The sequence below is a fragment of the Actinoplanes sandaracinus genome (genome assembly GCF_030009775.1).
Classification (GTDB): Bacteria; Actinomycetota; Actinomycetes; order Mycobacteriales; family Micromonosporaceae; genus Actinoplanes; species Actinoplanes sandaracinus.
On sequence record NZ_JASCTH010000002.1, the window covers coordinates 278,350 to 292,401 of the forward strand.

Here is a 14,052-nt window from a genome sequence, read left to right on the forward strand (position 1 = left end):
GCATACACCATAGATCCGTATAGCGCTTTTTGTCCTAAAGCACCTAAACGTTGTTAGACGCCCCACAACTCCCAGACGCACGATCTGCCGTGATTCACCCTTCCGGGGCGGTCTCGGCGACCGCCCGGGCCGCTTCCGGGCCCTCCGCCAGCAGTACGCCGAACCCGGCCTCGTCGAGCACCGGCACCTTCAGGGTGATCGCCTTGTCGTACTTGCTGCCGGGGTTCTCGCCGACTACCACGAACCCGGTCTTCTTCGACACCGAACCGCTCACCTTGCCGCCTCGGGTGGTGATCGCCTCGGCCGCCTTGTCACGGCTGTAACCCGCGAGCGTGCCGGTCACGACCACGGTGACGCCGTCCAGCGGGCGTGGGCCCGTCTCGACCCGCTCGTCGGCCATCCGCACCCCGGCCGCCCGCCACTTCTCGATGATCTCCCGGTGCCAGTCGACGGCGAACCACTCGCGCAGGCTCTCGGCGATGGTCGGACCGACCTTCTCCACCGCGGCGAGCGGGTCGACGGGTTTGGCGGCTTTCCGCTTCGGGGCCGGCTCACTCTCGGTGGCAGGCTGGCTCTCGATGGCCGGCTCGCTCTCGATGGCAGGCTCGGCCGCGGTGGCCGGCTCGCCGGCATCGGCCGGCTCCACCACGGCGGCCGTGGGCGAAGCCGGGGGCGCGACCGCTGTCCGCTCCAGAACCTCCTCGAGCGCCTCCATCGAGCCGAACTCCAAGGCCAGGGCGCCGGCCGCGTCCGGGCCGACGTGCCGGATCGACAGCGCACGCAGGATCCGGGCCAGCGGACGCTCCTTCGCCTCGGCCAGGCTGAGCAGCATCTTGTGCGCATTGGCGCCGAGCGTGCCGTCCTTTTTCACGAAGAACGGGGCCCGCAGCAGATCGTCCTCGGTGAGGGAGAACAGGTCTCCCTCGTCGAACAGCACACCCGAATCGATCAGCGCCCGAGCCGACTTCTCCCCGAGCACGTCGATGTCGAGGACGTTGCGATGCCCGACATAGGTCAGCCGCTCCCGGCGCTGGCCGACGCAGTACCGCGAGTTGGGGCACCGGATGTCGATGTCGCCCTCTTTCGCCGGGGCCAGCGGCGTGCCGCAGTCGGGACAGACGGTCGGCATGACGAAGGCCCGCGCGTCCGCCGGCCGCAGGTCGAGCACCGGGCCGAGGATCTCCGGGATGACGTCACCGGCCTTGCGCAGCACCACCGTGTCACCGATCAGCACGCCCTTGCGGACGACCTCCTGCGCGTTGTGCAGGGTGGCGAACTCGACCTCCGACCCGGCCACCACCACCGGCTCCACCACCGCATAGGGCGTGACCCGGCCGGTGCGGCCCACGTTGACCAAGATGTCGACCAGCTTGGTGGTGACCTCCTCCGGCGGATATTTGAAGGCAATCGCCCAGCGCGGGGCCCGGCTGGTCGAGCCGAGCCGCCCCTGGATGGCGACGTCATCGATCTTGACCACCACACCGTCGATGTCGTGCTCGACATCGTGCCGGTGCTTGCCGTAGTAGGCGATGAACTCGCGCACCCCGGCCAGATCGTCGACCAGCCGCCAGCGCTCACTGACCGGCAGCCCCCACGCCTTCATCGCCGCGTAGGACTCCGACTGCGAGGCCGGGGCGAAGCCCTCCCGCGCGCCGAGCCCGTGCACCACCATGCCCAGCCCGCGTGACCCGGTGATCCGCGGATCCTTCTGCCGCAGGCTGCCGGAGGCCGCGTTGCGGGGATTCATATACGTCGGCTTGCCCTGCTCGACCAACATCGCGTTGAGCGCGGCGAACGCCTCGGCCGGGAAGTAGATCTCGCCCCGCACCTCCACCAGATCGGGCACGTCGTCGCCGGCCAACCGCTCCGGGATGTCACGGATGGTCCGCACATTGGGCGTGACGTCGTCGCCGGTGCGGCCGGTGCCCCGGGTGGCGGCCCGGACGAGGACGCCCTTCTCATACGTCAGGTTGATCGCCAGTCCGTCGATCTTGAGTTCGCAGAGGAACCGCACCGGGCCGCCGGCGTCGCGCAGGGTGCGCTCGGTCCACGCGGCCAGCTCGTCGTCGTCGAACACGTTGTCCAGCGACATCATGCGCTCGATGTGGTCGACCTTGGGGAAGTCGCCGGAGACCGTGCCGCCCACCAGCTGGGTCGGCGACTCGGAGGTGCGCAGCTCCGGGAACTCCGCCTCCAGCGCCTCCAGCTCACGCAGGAGCTGATCGAACTCGGCGTCCGACACGGTGGGCGCGTCGAGCTCGTAATAGCGGTGCTGATGCTCCCGGATCTCGTCGGCCAGCTCGGAGTGCCGGGCGGCGGCCCGCAAAGCCGGGTCTGCGGCCGCGGCCGGCTCCGGCGCCGCGATGCGGGCGGCAGCCGGAAGCTCGTCGGCCGGGTCCAGCTCAGATGTGGGATTGTCGGGCACCGGGACCTCCGTGTCTGCGAACTCAACCCGCACGTTAGTCCCACCCACCGACATTTCCGCGGACCGGCGTCAAGACCTCGTCCGGGCGACGTCAGACCTCGGCGATCCGGCGGCCGGCCTCCGTGCACGCCTTGAGCAACGCACGAACATAGCCCGCCGGCGCGCCGGCCAGACCACACGCCGGGGTGATCACCACCTGCTCCGGCAGCCGCGCCGCCGGGAAGCCCAAGCGCTGCCAGAGCGTGCCGACCCGCTCGGCGATCTGCTTCGACTCCGGTCGCAGTCCGTCGGCCGGCCGGGTCGGCGCGGCGCCCACGAAGATCCCCAGGCCGGCCTCGATCGCCTCGCCCAGCGGGTCCAGGTCGGTGAGCAGCGACAGGTCGAACGCCACGGCCGCCGCGGTCGTGTCGCGCACCACCCGCAACGGCAGGCCGGGAGCGCAGCAGTGCACGATCACCGGCGCATCGACGGTCTCCACCACGGTCCGCAGACGGGTGGAGGCGTCCGGGCCGTCGACCGTCCGGTACGCGCTGAGCCCGCTCTCCGTCGGCACGTGCCCCGCCAGCACAGCCGGCAGCGACGGCTCGTCCAGCTGAAGCAGCACGGTGGCTCCCGGCACGCGCTTGCGCACCTCTGCCACGTGCCGGCGCAGCCCCTCGGCGAGCGAGTCGGTCAGGTCACGCACGGCGCCCGGGTCGCGCAGCATCCGGCCGCCGATCGGCAGATCCAGGCTCGCCGCCAGGGTCCACGGGCCGGCGGCCTGGATCTTCAGCGGGCCGGAGTATCCGGCGGCCTGCTCGCTCAGCTGATCGAGATCACGTTCCAGCAGGTCGAACGTACGCCGAAGGTCTTTGCCCGGCCGTGAGGCCATCTGCCACCGGCCGGTGTAGAGCTGCACCGGCATCTCGACCAGGAACCCCGCGGACCGCCCGATCATGTCGGCGCCCGGGCCGCGCTCCGGCAGCTCGGCCAGGTGCGGCAGGCCGGGCAGTTCACCGAGGACGATCCGCTGCGCCTCGGCGATGTCGGTGCCGGGCATCGACCCGATCCCGGTGGCGGCGCCCGCGCCCCACGGGAACTCAGGCATGCGACGCCGCCCTGGTCCCGGCGGTGATCGTCGCCGACCCGAGCACGATGTCACCGGCCGGGTCGGGACGGTAGGCCACGATCGCCTGACCCGCCGCAACGCCACGCGCCGGTGACCTCAGAGTCGCGACCAGCGCGTCAGCGGTCACCGACACCGAGGCGGCGACCACCTCGCCGTGTGCCCGCAACTGCACGTCGCAGTCCTCCGCGAGAGAAGCGGAATGCCAGATCGGGCGGGTCGCGCTGACCACGTCGACCTCGAGGTCCTCCCGCGGCCCCACGGTCACCGTGTTGCTCACCGGAGTGATCGACAACACGTAACGAGGGCGCCCGTCCTCGGCCGGCACCCGCAGGTCGAGGCCCTTGCGCTGGCCGATCGTGAACCCGTACGCCCCGTTGTGCCGGCCCAGCGTCTCACCGGTCCGCCCGTCGACGATGTCGCCGGGCGCCGCCCCGAGGCGGCTCTCCAGGAACCCGCGGGTGTCGCCGTCGGCGATGAAGCAGATGTCATGCGAGTCGGGCTTGTCGGCCACGGCCAGCCCGCGCGCGGCGGCCTCGGCCCGGACCTGCTCCTTGGTCGAGTCGCCGAGCGGGAAGATCGACCGGTCCAGCTGCTCGCGGGTCAGCACGGCCAGCACGTAGGACTGGTCTTTCGGCAGGTCGACGCTGCGGCGCAGCAGCCCGTCGGCGCCCAGCCGCGCGTGGTGGCCGGTCACCACCGCGTCGAACCCGAGGGCCACCGCCCGGTCCAGCACCGCCGTGAACTTGATCTTCTCGTTGCAGCGCAGGCACGGGTTCGGCGTACGGCCGGCCGCGTACTCGTTCACGAAATCGTCCACGACGCTGTCGTGGAACTCCTCCGCCATGTCCCACACGTAGAACGGGATGCCGATCACATCGGCGGCCCGGCGCGCGTCGCGCGAATCCTCCAGGGTGCAACAGCCGCGCGCCCCGGTCCGGAACGTCTGGGGATTACGGGCCAGCGCCAGGTGCACACCGGTGACGTCATGGCCGGCATCCCGGGCACGCGCGGCAGCGACCGCGGAGTCGACACCGCCGGACATGGCCGCAAGAACTCGCATGCCGCAAGCCTATCCGGCCCCGCTTACCGGGGCGTCTTCCAGGCTCCCGCCCGCCGGGCCCGCTCCACCGCGCCCGGCAGTGCCCCGAGCAGCGCGTCCACATCCGCTTTGGTGCTGTCGTGACCGAGCGTGAACCGCAGCGACGATCGCGCCCGCCCGTCATCGGCCCCCATCGCCAGCAGCACGTGACTCGGCTGGGCCACTCCCGCGGAACAGGCCGAACCCGTCGAGCAGTAGACCCCCTGCGCGTCCAGCAGCAACAGCAGCGCGTCACCCTCGCAACCCGGGAAGGAGAAGTGCGCGTTCCCCGGCAGCCGGTCGACCGGGGAACCGTTGAGAATCGCGTCCGGAACCGCCGCCCGCACCCGCCCCACCAGGTCGTCACGAAGAGCCGCGACCCGCTCCGCGCGCTCCTGGCGGCCGGTGACCGCCGCCTCGACCGCCGTCGCGAACGCGACCACCCCCGGCGTGTCCAGCGTCCCCGAGCGGACGTCGCGCTCCTGGCCACCGCCGTGCAGCAGAGGCGTGCACGGCACGTCCCGCCCGAGCAGCAGCGCGCCCACACCCACCGGGCCACCGACCTTGTGCCCCGTCAGAGTCAGCGCCGCCGCCCCGCTCGCGGCGAAGTCCACCGGCACCTGGCCGACGGCCTGCACGGCGTCGGTGTGGAACGGCACGCCCTCGGCGGCGGCGACCGCCGCCAGCGCCGCCACCGGCTGCACCGTGCCGACCTCGTTGTTCGCCCACTGGACGCTGACCACCGCGATCTCGTCGCCGTGCGCCCGGACCAGCTCGGCGAGCGCCTCCGGATCCACCCGCCCGGCCCCGTCCACCGGCTGCAACGTGGCCTCGGCGCCCTCGTGCCGCTCCAGCCAGTCCACCGCGTCGAGCACGGCGTGATGCTCCACCGCCGAGGCCACCACACGCCGCTTCCGCGGATCAGCGTCACGCCGCGCCCAGAAGATGCCCTTGGCGGCCAGATTGTCCGCCTCGGTCCCGCCGCTGGTGAAGACGACCTCCGAAGGTCTCGCCCCCAGCGCCGCAGCGAGCCGCTCCCGCGACTCCTCCACCAGTCGCCGGGCCCCCCGCCCCGCCGCATGCAGCGAAGACGGATTGCCAAGTTCACGCGCCGCGGCGACGTAGGCGTCCAGCGCGGCGGGCAGCATCGGCGTGGTCGCCGCATGATCGAGGTAGGCCATCGCCCCCAGCTTAGGCCGTCCCCCTGTCACCGCCGCCCGCCGTCCTACCCCGCGACCGCCAAGACCCCTACCCCACCACCCCCAAGCGACCTACCCCTCGACCACCAAGCGACCTATCCCGCGACCATCAAGATCAAGATCGAAACCCCGCTCTTGTACGCCCGGACCCGCCCCCAACAGCACCATCCCGCCCCGCAACTCCCCGCGACGTCCGCTCCCCGCCACCCCGGCGCGACCACCGGGCTGCTGCCCACTACATCCACCCCCTCCGGCCCCCAAGGTCGCGCAACCCCACCCAGTCCCACCGGCCCCACCTCCAGCCGTAGCTCGGAGGTCCCACCAGAGGTCCGCAACACGCCTGCGTTACGGCCGGGCCCAGCGCGCCGTAGCCCAGAGACGCCACCGCATGCCCGAATGACCCCTGCGCTACGGCCGGCCCGCCCCTCAGCGCCCAGCTGGGGAATGTTCGTCACGGCGGACGGTGGCTGAGCCGGTCTCCGCTGGCTGGTCGTGAGCGCGGTCCCGAGCGGGGTCGAGGCAGCGCTCCCGGCCGACTGGAAGAACCAGCCAATCCGTCCCAAGCGGGGCGCGTCCCGGGATCGCGGCCGCTCCGGCCAATTGTTGATCTGCTGGCCGCGTGAAGCGCGGTCAGAACGGACGTTGAACAGCGCATCCGCACGGCCAGCAGATCAACTCAATCGGGGAGCCGACCGGCGAGAGGTTGCTGTCGTATTCACGCCGTTGCCGAGGCACTTCCCCGGCCGTAGCACAACCGCCCCACCACACGCCCCGAACACGCGTGCGCTACGGCTGGGCGCGGTGACGGTGACCACGGGCTCGGCCCGGCGGCCGCGAGTCGGCCTGGCGCCGCGCGGGCCTCGCGCGGGAGCCACGGGACCGCCATCGGTGCGGTCGGGGGCGCCTACGGCGTACCGCAGAAAAGGCGGACGGCCCGGCGGAGGACCGCCGGGCCGTTCGTCGGACGCCGGATCCTGGCGATCGGCCGCCGGAGGTGGCGGGAGATCGTCCGGATCACGGACGCCGGGTTGTCACTTGCGCTTGCGGATCTCCTCAGCGGCCTGCGGCACGATCTTGAAGAGGTCGCCGACCACGCCGAAGTCGGCGAGCTCGAAGATGGGCGCCTCGGCGTCCTTGTTGACCGCGACGATGGTCTTCGAGGTCTGCATGCCGGCCCGGTGCTGGATCGCGCCGGAGATGCCGAGGGCCAGGTAGAGCTGCGGCGACACCGTCTTGCCGGTCTGGCCGACCTGGAACTGGTGCGGGTAGTAGCCCGAGTCGACAGCCGCGCGGGAGGCGCCGACGGCACCGCCGAGCAGGTCGGCGAGCTCTTCGACGAGCTTGAAGTTGTCGGCGTTGCCGACGCCACGGCCACCGGAGACGACGATGCCGGCCTCGGTGAGCTCGGGGCGGGAGCCCTTCTGCTCGGCGACCCGCTCGACGACCTTGGTCAGCTTGTCGGCGGCCGAGACCGCGACGGTGAGCTGCTCGACGGCCGGCGTCGCGGCGGCGGGCGCCGGGGTGACCGAGTTGGGGCGGATGGTCACGATGGGCAGGCCCTTGGTGACCTTCGACTTGACGATCGTGGAGCCGGCGAAGACCACCTGAGTGGCGGTGCCGTCGGCGGCAACCTCGACCGCGTCGGTGAGCAGGCCGTTGTCCAGCTTGATCGCCAGGCGGCCGGCGATCTCCTTGCCCTCCTGGGTGGAGCCGAGCAGCACAGCCGCCGGCTGCACCTGCTTCACCAGCTCAGCGACCACGGTGGCCTTGGGGGCGACCAGGTAGCCCTCGACGTCCTCACCGGACGCGACGTAGATCTTCTCGGCGCCGAACTCGGCGAGCTTGTCGGTGAGCGCCGACGCGTCACCGAAGACGACCGCGCTCGGCGAACCGAGTCCACGGGCGATGGTCAGCATCTCGAGCGTGACCTTCTTGACGCCGGTGGCCTGCGAGGCCTCGACGACGACCAGTACTTCAGCCATGACGACAAACCCTCTCAGACGAACTTCTCGGTGGCGAGGTACGCGACGAGCTGCTCGCCGCCGTTGCCCTCGTCGACGACCTTGGCGCCACCGGTGCGGGCCGGGCGCTTGGTGAATTCCAGCACCTGGCTGGTGGCGCCGGCGAAGCCGACCTCGTCGCTCGCGATGCCCAGGTCGCCCAGGGACAGGGCCTGCACAGGCTTCTTCTTGGCGGCCATGATGCCCTTGAAGGACGGGTACCGCGGCTCGTTGATGGTGTCCCAGACGCTGACGATGGCGGGGGTGGAGGCCGTGACGACCTCGTAGCCCTCGTCGGTCTGCCGCTCGACGGTCAGCTGCGAGCCGTCCACGGTGAGCTTGCGGGCGCCGGTGAGGGCGGCCACGCCGAGGAGCTCGGCCAGCATGTGCGGGACGACCTGGACCCGGCCGTCGGTGGACTCGGCGCCGCTGAGGATCAGGTCGGCGTTCAGCGTGCGCAGCGCCGCGGCCAGCACCTTGGAGGTGGCGACGGCGCAGGAGCCGTGCAGGGCGTCGTCCTGCACGTGGACGGCCTTGTCGGGGCCCATCGAGAGGGCCTTGCGGATCGAGTCGGTCGCGCCGCCGGGGCCGACGGTCAGGACGGTCACCTCGCCACCGTGCGCCTCTTTGATCTTCAGCGCTTCCTCGATGGCGTATTCGTCCATCTCGTTGATGACGTTGCTCGCCGAGCCACGCTCGACCGTGTTGTCGCTCGCGCTCAGGGTGCGCTCGGCACCGGAGTCGGGTACCTGCTTCACCAGTACGACGATGTTCATCGCGTTCCTACGACCCTCCTGTATTGAACGCACCGTTGCGGTCGGCCCTGCCCTCAGCCGGAACGATGCCGGGCGGCGGACATGTCAGCCAGGTTACCCGCCAGTAGCTTCACTGTTGCCGGCCACCCAGAGTGACACACCTCACCCGCTAGACGATCACGATCGCTACAGTGGGCAATGAGGAGGTGTCAGACATGTCCGGTCAAATCGTCTCGCTCGTGGAGGGCATGAGCCCAGCCACGACCCATACTCCCCCACACCCCGATCACATGGAGCCGCAGTCCCATGGACAAACGGGTCCCGACTCTCCGTGGTGCCGCTGCGGGCGTCCGAGAGAGGCGTGCGTGAGTGACGAAGTACGCAATCTCTGGCACGACTTCTTCGACCCGTCAGGTCGATAATCGGCCTCGTGTTCGGCAGCGTGAGACAGTGGTTCGACCCGTCGCAAGCCGGCACGACACCGGACTACCGGTTCTCGCTGGCCAACGAACGCACCTTCCTCGCCTGGATCCGGACCGGTCTGGCGCTCATCGCCGGCGGCCTGGCCTGCGCGCAGTTCCTGCCCCCGCTCCCGGTCGACCACCTGCGGGAGATCATCGCCGTCCTCCTGCTGGTGCTGGGCGCGCTGGTGGCGCTGCGGGCGGTGGACCACTGGGTACGGACCGAGCGGGCCATGCGGCTCGGCGCCGACCTGCCGCGATCGCGGTTCCCGGCGGTCCTGGCCGTCGCGGTGGCCGCCGGCGCCGTGGTGATCATGGTCGCGGTCCTGATCCAGGTCTTCTGATGCGGGTCCGCTGATGACCGGCCTCCGGATGACCGAGCCCTGCGCCGAACACCACCGGGACCCCGGCGCGTGCGGCCAGGTCGGCCGGGACCCGGGCGCCTCCGCGGTACGCACCCGCCTGGCCTGGCGGCGAACCGGCCTCTCCGCGACCGTGGTGGCGCTTCTCACCGTCCGGCCCGCCTTCGCGCCCGGCGCCGGGCCGGCCGCATGGCTCGTCGCTGCCGCCGCGATGGCCGGCTGGGCGCTGGCCGTCGCGCTCGCCCTGCATCGCGCGCGCGGCCTGAGGTCGCGCTTCCCCCGGCCGGCGCCCCGTTCGGTACGCGCCTACGCGCTCGTCATCGTCGCCATGGCGGTCCTTGGCGGATGGGTTGTCATGCTCTGATCGTCGCCGTCCGGGCGCGGGGGGAGCATCATTGCGACATGGTCCGGTTGTTCATCCTTCTGGCAGCGGCAGCCCTCGTGCTGCTGATCCTGGCTCTCATCAGCGGTTTGTCGGCGGAGCGGCTCCGCAACGCGCCCCGCGCGGTGTGGATCCTGCTCATCGTGCTGCTCCCGATCGCCGGACCGATCGCCTATCTCCTCTGGGGCCGACCGGTCAGCCGCCGCCCGCCCCGGCGGCCATCCTCGCCCGACGACGACCCCGAGTTCCTCCGGTCGGTGGACAGCTCGATGAAAAACCCGACGGCCGGCTCGACGGACCGTGACCAGGCCCGCCGTGACCGGGAACTGCTCGCCGACCTGGAACGCGAACTCCACCAGGACGACGAGAAGCCCTAAGCCAGGCTGGTGCTGCGGGGATAGGCGTCGGCCGGGTCGGTCAGCACGTTCACGAGGTAGGGCACGCCCGCGTCGAAAGCGCGCCGCAGCGCCGGGCCGATCTCGCCCGGCTTCTCCACGGTCTCACCGGCGCCGCCGAGCGCCCGGACCACCTCGTCGTAACGCAGGCCCGGCTGCAGGTCGGCGGCGACGTCGTAGCCGTACATCGCCCGCATCGGATGTTTCTCCAGCCCCCAGATGCCGTTGTTGCCGACCACGATCACCACGGGCAGGCCCTGCCGGACCAGTGACTCGGCGTCCATCAGCGAGAACCCGGCGGCGCCGTCGCCCAGCAGCACACAGACCTGCCGGCCGGGGTGGGTGACCCGGGCGCCCATGGCGTAACCGAGGCCGGTGCCGAGACATCCGTACGGGCCCGGGTCGAGCCAGGTGCCGGGCCGGGCGGGCTCCAGGAACCGGCCGGCGTAGGAGACGAAGTCGCCGCCGTCACCGATCGTCACCGCGTCCGCGTCGAGCACGCGTCGCAGTTCGCCGTAGACGCGAGCGGGTCTGATCGGATCGGTCTCCGCCGCCATCGCGGAGACGTCGCGGGCTCTCGCGGCCTCCTCGGCCGCCCGCAGCGACGCGATCCAGTCCTCGTGAGCGGCTCGCGGGCCGGCCCAGCCGGCGATCGCGGTGAGGGTCCGCCGCAGGTCGCCGGCCGGTGAGACGGCCGGGCTGACGTGCGTGGCCCGCTGCGACACGGCGTCCACCACGTGCACCACGGTGGCCTCGCCGAAGTCGCCGAACCCGAGGCGGAAGTCGAGTGGCGTGCCGATCACGGCGATCACGTCGGCGCCGGCGAACGCGTGCCGCCGGGTGCGGGAGAACGCCAGCGGGTGACCCGGCGGCAGCGCGCCCCGGCCCATCCCGTTGGTGAAGACCGGCAACCGCAGCTCCTCGGCGGCGGCCCGGAGTTCCGCGACCGCGTCCGCGGCCCAGACGTCCGAGCCGGCCACGACGACCGGGCGGGCCGCTGCGGCGAGCAGGCCGGCGGCCTTGGCCACCTCGTCCGGGTCGGCCTCCTCGACCGTGCCGGCGGGCGCCTCGGGAACCGCGGCCCCGGCCGTGCCGAACAGCACCTCCAGCGGCAGGTCCAGGAAGACCGGGCCGCGGTGCGGAGTGAGCGCGGCGGTCAGGGCGGCGCCGATCTCCCCCGGGATCGAGGCGGTAGCGGTGACCGTGGCCGCGTACTTCGTGATCGGGGCGACCAGCGGCACGTGATCGAACTCCTGGAGGCTGCCGGAACCCCAGCGGAAGCTCGGGGCCCGGCCGCCCAGGACCAGGACCGGGGAGGCGTTGAAGTGCGCGCTGGTCAGGCCGGAGATGCCGTTGGTCACACCCGGGCCGGCGGTGAGGACGGCCAGGCCGGGGCGCCGCCGCAGCTTGGCGACGGCCTCGGCGGCGAAGACGGCGGACTGTTCATGGCGTACGTCGTACAGGCCGAACCCGGACTCGTGCGCGGCCGTGTAGAGCGGGAAGACGTGCCCACCGGAGAGGGTGAACATCTCGGTGACCCCGAACGCCCGCAGGGCCGCCAGCGCCAGCTCGCCGCCGTGCCCCTCGATCGAACCCGTCACCGCCGCCTCCTGTCGTCAGAGCCCCAGCAGATCCCGCAGGTCTCTGAGGACGTCGATCGCATCCTGCTCGAACGACGATTCGCTGCCGTAGCCGTACGCGAGGATCAGCGCCACGACCGGCACGGTCACCATCACCATCAGGCTGACCAGGACCTGGAGCAGGCGGCGCAGCCGGCGGCGGGGCCGGCGGACCCGGGCCGGTTCCGGCGTGGGCTGCTGCTGCGGCACGGTCGCCATCACGCGCGGCGGGGACACCGGGCGGGCGGAGCCCACCGCGGGCGATATCGGCCGGGCATGCACCACCACCGGCTGCTGGCTCCGCTTCGGGCGCGCCGCGGGTCCCGGCTGACGAGGGGGTACGGGCGTCCGGTTCGGGTATTCGGGCGGACTGGTCGCGACCGTCGCGTCCGGGTCGGGTCGCCAGGTGACCGAGGCCGCGTGCGGCCACGGGTCGACCGGCGGGCGCAGGTGCGGCGGGGCGTCGGTGGCCGGTGGCTGCGGCCGGCTCGGGCCGGGGCCCCTTCCCTGATGCTGGTTCTGGCGCGGCGGGCCGTCCGGCCGCGGCGGCACGTTGTCGGGGCGGGACGGCCGTTTCGGCAGTGGGCCGGCGGCCGCGGGGGCTGCCTGCGCCGCCTCGGGCTCAGGGCCGCCGGTGGCCGCGGCCACCGGCGTGTCCGCGGAGTCCCCGGCGACGGCGGTGTCGCCGGTGGGCGGGCGGTCCGCTTCCGGGCCCTGCGCCGACGGGATCGCCGGCACCGGGGTGGTCGCGGGCAGCGGCGCCGGGCGGTCCACCACAGCGGTGGCCCCGTCCGGCGCGGCGGGCGCGGCCACGACGGTCGCCCCGTCGTCCAGCCGCGGCCGGGGAGCGACGACGGTGGGCCGGTCGTCCTCCACCCGGGGCTTGGCGGCGAGCACGGTGGGCCGGTCGTCCTCGACCAGCGGCTTGGCCGCGAGCACCGTCGGCCGGTCGTCCTCCACACGCGGCTTCGCCGCGAGCACCGTCGGCCGGTCGTCCTCCACACGCGGCTTCGCCGCGAGCACCGTCGGCCGGTCGTCCTCCACACGCGGCTTCGCCGCGAGCACCGTCGGCCGGTCGTCCTCGATGACGCTGGCCGGCAGGTACTTCGACGGCAGGCGCAGTTCCTCGGTCGGGCCGGGCGCGGCCGGCTCGCTGCTCAGCAGGGCCGCGCCGGCCATGATGCTGCCCTCGGCGACGACCAGCTCGGGCTGCTCGATCACCACCGGCGGGTCGCCCAGTGCGCGGTGCAGCAGCGTCGCCACCAGAGGGATCCGGCTGGCGCCGCCGACCAGGAAGACGCCGGCGAGCCGGCCCTCGGGCAGATCAGCCCAGCGCAGGAGATTTTGCGTGATCTGAACGGTCTGCTCCAGCACCGGCCGGGCCACCGTCTCCAGTTCCTCGCGGGTGAGGTGCGCCTCCACGTCGAGCAGCGGCACCACGAAGTCGGCCGACTGGGCGCGGGACAGCCGCTCCTTCGCGATCCGCACGTCGTCCCACAGCTGGCGTCGGGCGCGGCGCTCCTCGACGGTGGCCGGTTCCATCAGCCGGGCCCAGTCGTCGGTGTGCAGGTGCTCGACGATCGCGGCGTCCACGTCGAGGCCGCCGAGGTCGTCGCGGCCGTCGACGGCCAGCACCTCGAAACCGGTCGCGTGGCGCGCGACGACACTGGTGTCGAAGGTGCCGGCGCCGAAGTCGTGCACCATGACGACGGAACCGATCGGCACGTCACGGCCGAGCACCTCGGCGAAGTAGGTGGCCGCGGCGACCGGCTCGGCGACCAGGCGGGCGCCTTCCAGACCGGCCCGTGCGGCGGCCTCGGCCAGCAGGGTCCGGCGGGCGGCGCCCCAGGTGGCCGGGCAGGTGAGCGTGACCTCGGGCCGGTACGGCCCGACGGCCCGGTGCCACTCCTCGGCGACCCGGGCCAGGACGGCCGCGATCAGCTCGACGGTCTCGAACTCGCGCTCACCGAGCAGCACCAGGTCGTCGTCGACACGCCGTTTCGGATTGGGCTCGAAACGGGCCGGGTCGATGCGGGCGCTGTGCACGGCGTCGCGGCCGACGAGCAGGTTGCCCGAGGAGTCGGCGAAGACGGCCGACGGCAGCAGCGGGGAGCCGTCGACCAGGATCGGCCGGGCACGACCGTCAGGCCATCGCGCGACGGCGACGGTGTTGGAGGTGCCGAAGTCGACGCCGAGGGCGTACCGCTTCGGACCACCCTGGTCGATGGGCATGCCCGCAGTCTAGGCAATGACGGCCTGCATCCGGTC

11 protein-coding genes are annotated in these 14,052 nt (G+C 72.4%); 3 read left to right on the forward strand and 8 right to left on the reverse strand.

The window, feature by feature from the left end; translation table 11 throughout:
• Positions 1 to 94: 94 nt before the first annotated feature.
• From ligA to QLQ12_RS03930, 6 genes are all read right to left on the reverse strand, one after another.
• Positions 95 to 2,365 (reverse strand): NAD-dependent DNA ligase LigA, encoded by a 2,271-nt coding sequence (gene ligA / locus QLQ12_RS03905; protein ID WP_282757346.1) that lies wholly within the window; start codon positions 2,363 to 2,365, stop codon positions 95 to 97.
• A 151-nt stretch (positions 2,366 to 2,516) separates the two neighbouring features.
• The gene (locus tag QLQ12_RS03910) at positions 2,517 to 3,512 is read right to left on the reverse strand and encodes a methionine synthase (protein WP_282757128.1); all 996 of its coding nucleotides are present in this window, start codon (positions 3,510 to 3,512) and stop codon (positions 2,517 to 2,519) included.
• Positions 3,505 to 4,593 carry a tRNA 2-thiouridine(34) synthase MnmA gene (gene mnmA / locus QLQ12_RS03915; protein WP_282757129.1) on the reverse strand — a complete coding sequence of 363 codons (1,089 nt, stop codon included), beginning with the start codon at positions 4,591 to 4,593 and terminating at the stop codon, positions 3,505 to 3,507. The genes QLQ12_RS03910 and mnmA overlap by 8 nt, the downstream gene beginning before the upstream one ends.
• A 23-nt stretch (positions 4,594 to 4,616) precedes the next feature.
• On the reverse strand, positions 4,617 to 5,792 hold the full coding sequence (locus QLQ12_RS03920; protein ID WP_282757130.1) for a cysteine desulfurase family protein: 1,176 nt from the start codon (positions 5,790 to 5,792) through the stop codon (positions 4,617 to 4,619).
• A gap of 1,049 nt (positions 5,793 to 6,841) precedes the next feature.
• Positions 6,842 to 7,792, reverse strand: coding sequence for an electron transfer flavoprotein subunit alpha/FixB family protein (locus QLQ12_RS03925; protein WP_282757131.1), 951 nt, complete (start codon positions 7,790 to 7,792; stop codon positions 6,842 to 6,844).
• Positions 7,793 to 7,806: 14 nt separating this feature from the next.
• Entirely contained in the window at positions 7,807 to 8,586 is a 780-nt protein-coding gene (locus tag QLQ12_RS03930) for an electron transfer flavoprotein subunit beta/FixA family protein (RefSeq protein WP_282757132.1), read from the reverse strand.
• 409 nt (positions 8,587 to 8,995) lie between these two features.
• On the opposite strand from QLQ12_RS03930, the gene QLQ12_RS03935 reads away from it, so the two are divergent.
• The 3 genes from QLQ12_RS03935 to QLQ12_RS03945 are packed head-to-tail and all read left to right on the forward strand — an operon-like array spanning position 8,996 to position 10,147.
• Positions 8,996 to 9,370 (forward strand): YidH family protein, encoded by a 375-nt coding sequence (locus tag QLQ12_RS03935; protein ID WP_282757133.1) that lies wholly within the window; start codon positions 8,996 to 8,998, stop codon positions 9,368 to 9,370.
• Positions 9,371 to 9,383: 13 nt separating this feature from the next.
• Positions 9,384 to 9,752 carry a DUF202 domain-containing protein gene (locus QLQ12_RS03940; protein ID WP_328518255.1) on the forward strand — a complete coding sequence of 123 codons (369 nt, stop codon included), beginning with the start codon at positions 9,384 to 9,386 and terminating at the stop codon, positions 9,750 to 9,752.
• A gap of 38 nt (positions 9,753 to 9,790) precedes the next feature.
• Positions 9,791 to 10,147 carry a PLD nuclease N-terminal domain-containing protein gene (locus tag QLQ12_RS03945; protein WP_282757134.1) on the forward strand — a complete coding sequence of 119 codons (357 nt, stop codon included), beginning with the start codon at positions 9,791 to 9,793 and terminating at the stop codon, positions 10,145 to 10,147.
• On the opposite strand, the gene QLQ12_RS03950 is transcribed toward QLQ12_RS03945, so the two are convergent.
• Together QLQ12_RS03950 and QLQ12_RS03955 are read right to left on the reverse strand one after the other, a co-directional pair.
• Positions 10,144 to 11,766 carry an acetolactate synthase gene (locus QLQ12_RS03950; RefSeq protein ID WP_282757135.1) on the reverse strand — a complete coding sequence of 541 codons (1,623 nt, stop codon included), beginning with the start codon at positions 11,764 to 11,766 and terminating at the stop codon, positions 10,144 to 10,146. The two genes, QLQ12_RS03945 and QLQ12_RS03950, sit on opposite strands and share 4 nt — an antisense overlap.
• Positions 11,767 to 11,781: 15 nt before the next feature.
• Entirely contained in the window at positions 11,782 to 14,016 is a 2,235-nt protein-coding gene (locus QLQ12_RS03955) for an Hsp70 family protein (RefSeq protein WP_282757136.1), read from the reverse strand.
• Positions 14,017 to 14,052 lie beyond the last annotated feature (36 nt).

Coding starts and splice junctions, on each gene's coding strand:
- QLQ12_RS03920 (WP_282757130.1), bottom strand. CDS start 5,792: ATGGCCTACCTCGATCATGCGGCGACCACGCCGATGCTGCCCGCCGCG.
- QLQ12_RS03945 (WP_282757134.1), top strand. CDS start 9,791: ATGGTCCGGTTGTTCATCCTTCTGGCAGCGGCAGCCCTCGTGCTGCTG.
- QLQ12_RS03940 (WP_328518255.1), top strand. CDS start 9,384: ATGACCGGCCTCCGGATGACCGAGCCCTGCGCCGAACACCACCGGGAC.
- mnmA (WP_282757129.1), bottom strand. CDS start 4,593: ATGCGAGTTCTTGCGGCCATGTCCGGCGGTGTCGACTCCGCGGTCGCT.
- QLQ12_RS03955 (WP_282757136.1), bottom strand. CDS start 14,016: ATGCCCATCGACCAGGGTGGTCCGAAGCGGTACGCCCTCGGCGTCGAC.
- QLQ12_RS03925 (WP_282757131.1), bottom strand. CDS start 7,792: ATGGCTGAAGTACTGGTCGTCGTCGAGGCCTCGCAGGCCACCGGCGTC.
- QLQ12_RS03910 (WP_282757128.1), bottom strand. CDS start 3,512: ATGCCTGAGTTCCCGTGGGGCGCGGGCGCCGCCACCGGGATCGGGTCG.
- QLQ12_RS03930 (WP_282757132.1), bottom strand. CDS start 8,586: ATGAACATCGTCGTACTGGTGAAGCAGGTACCCGACTCCGGTGCCGAG.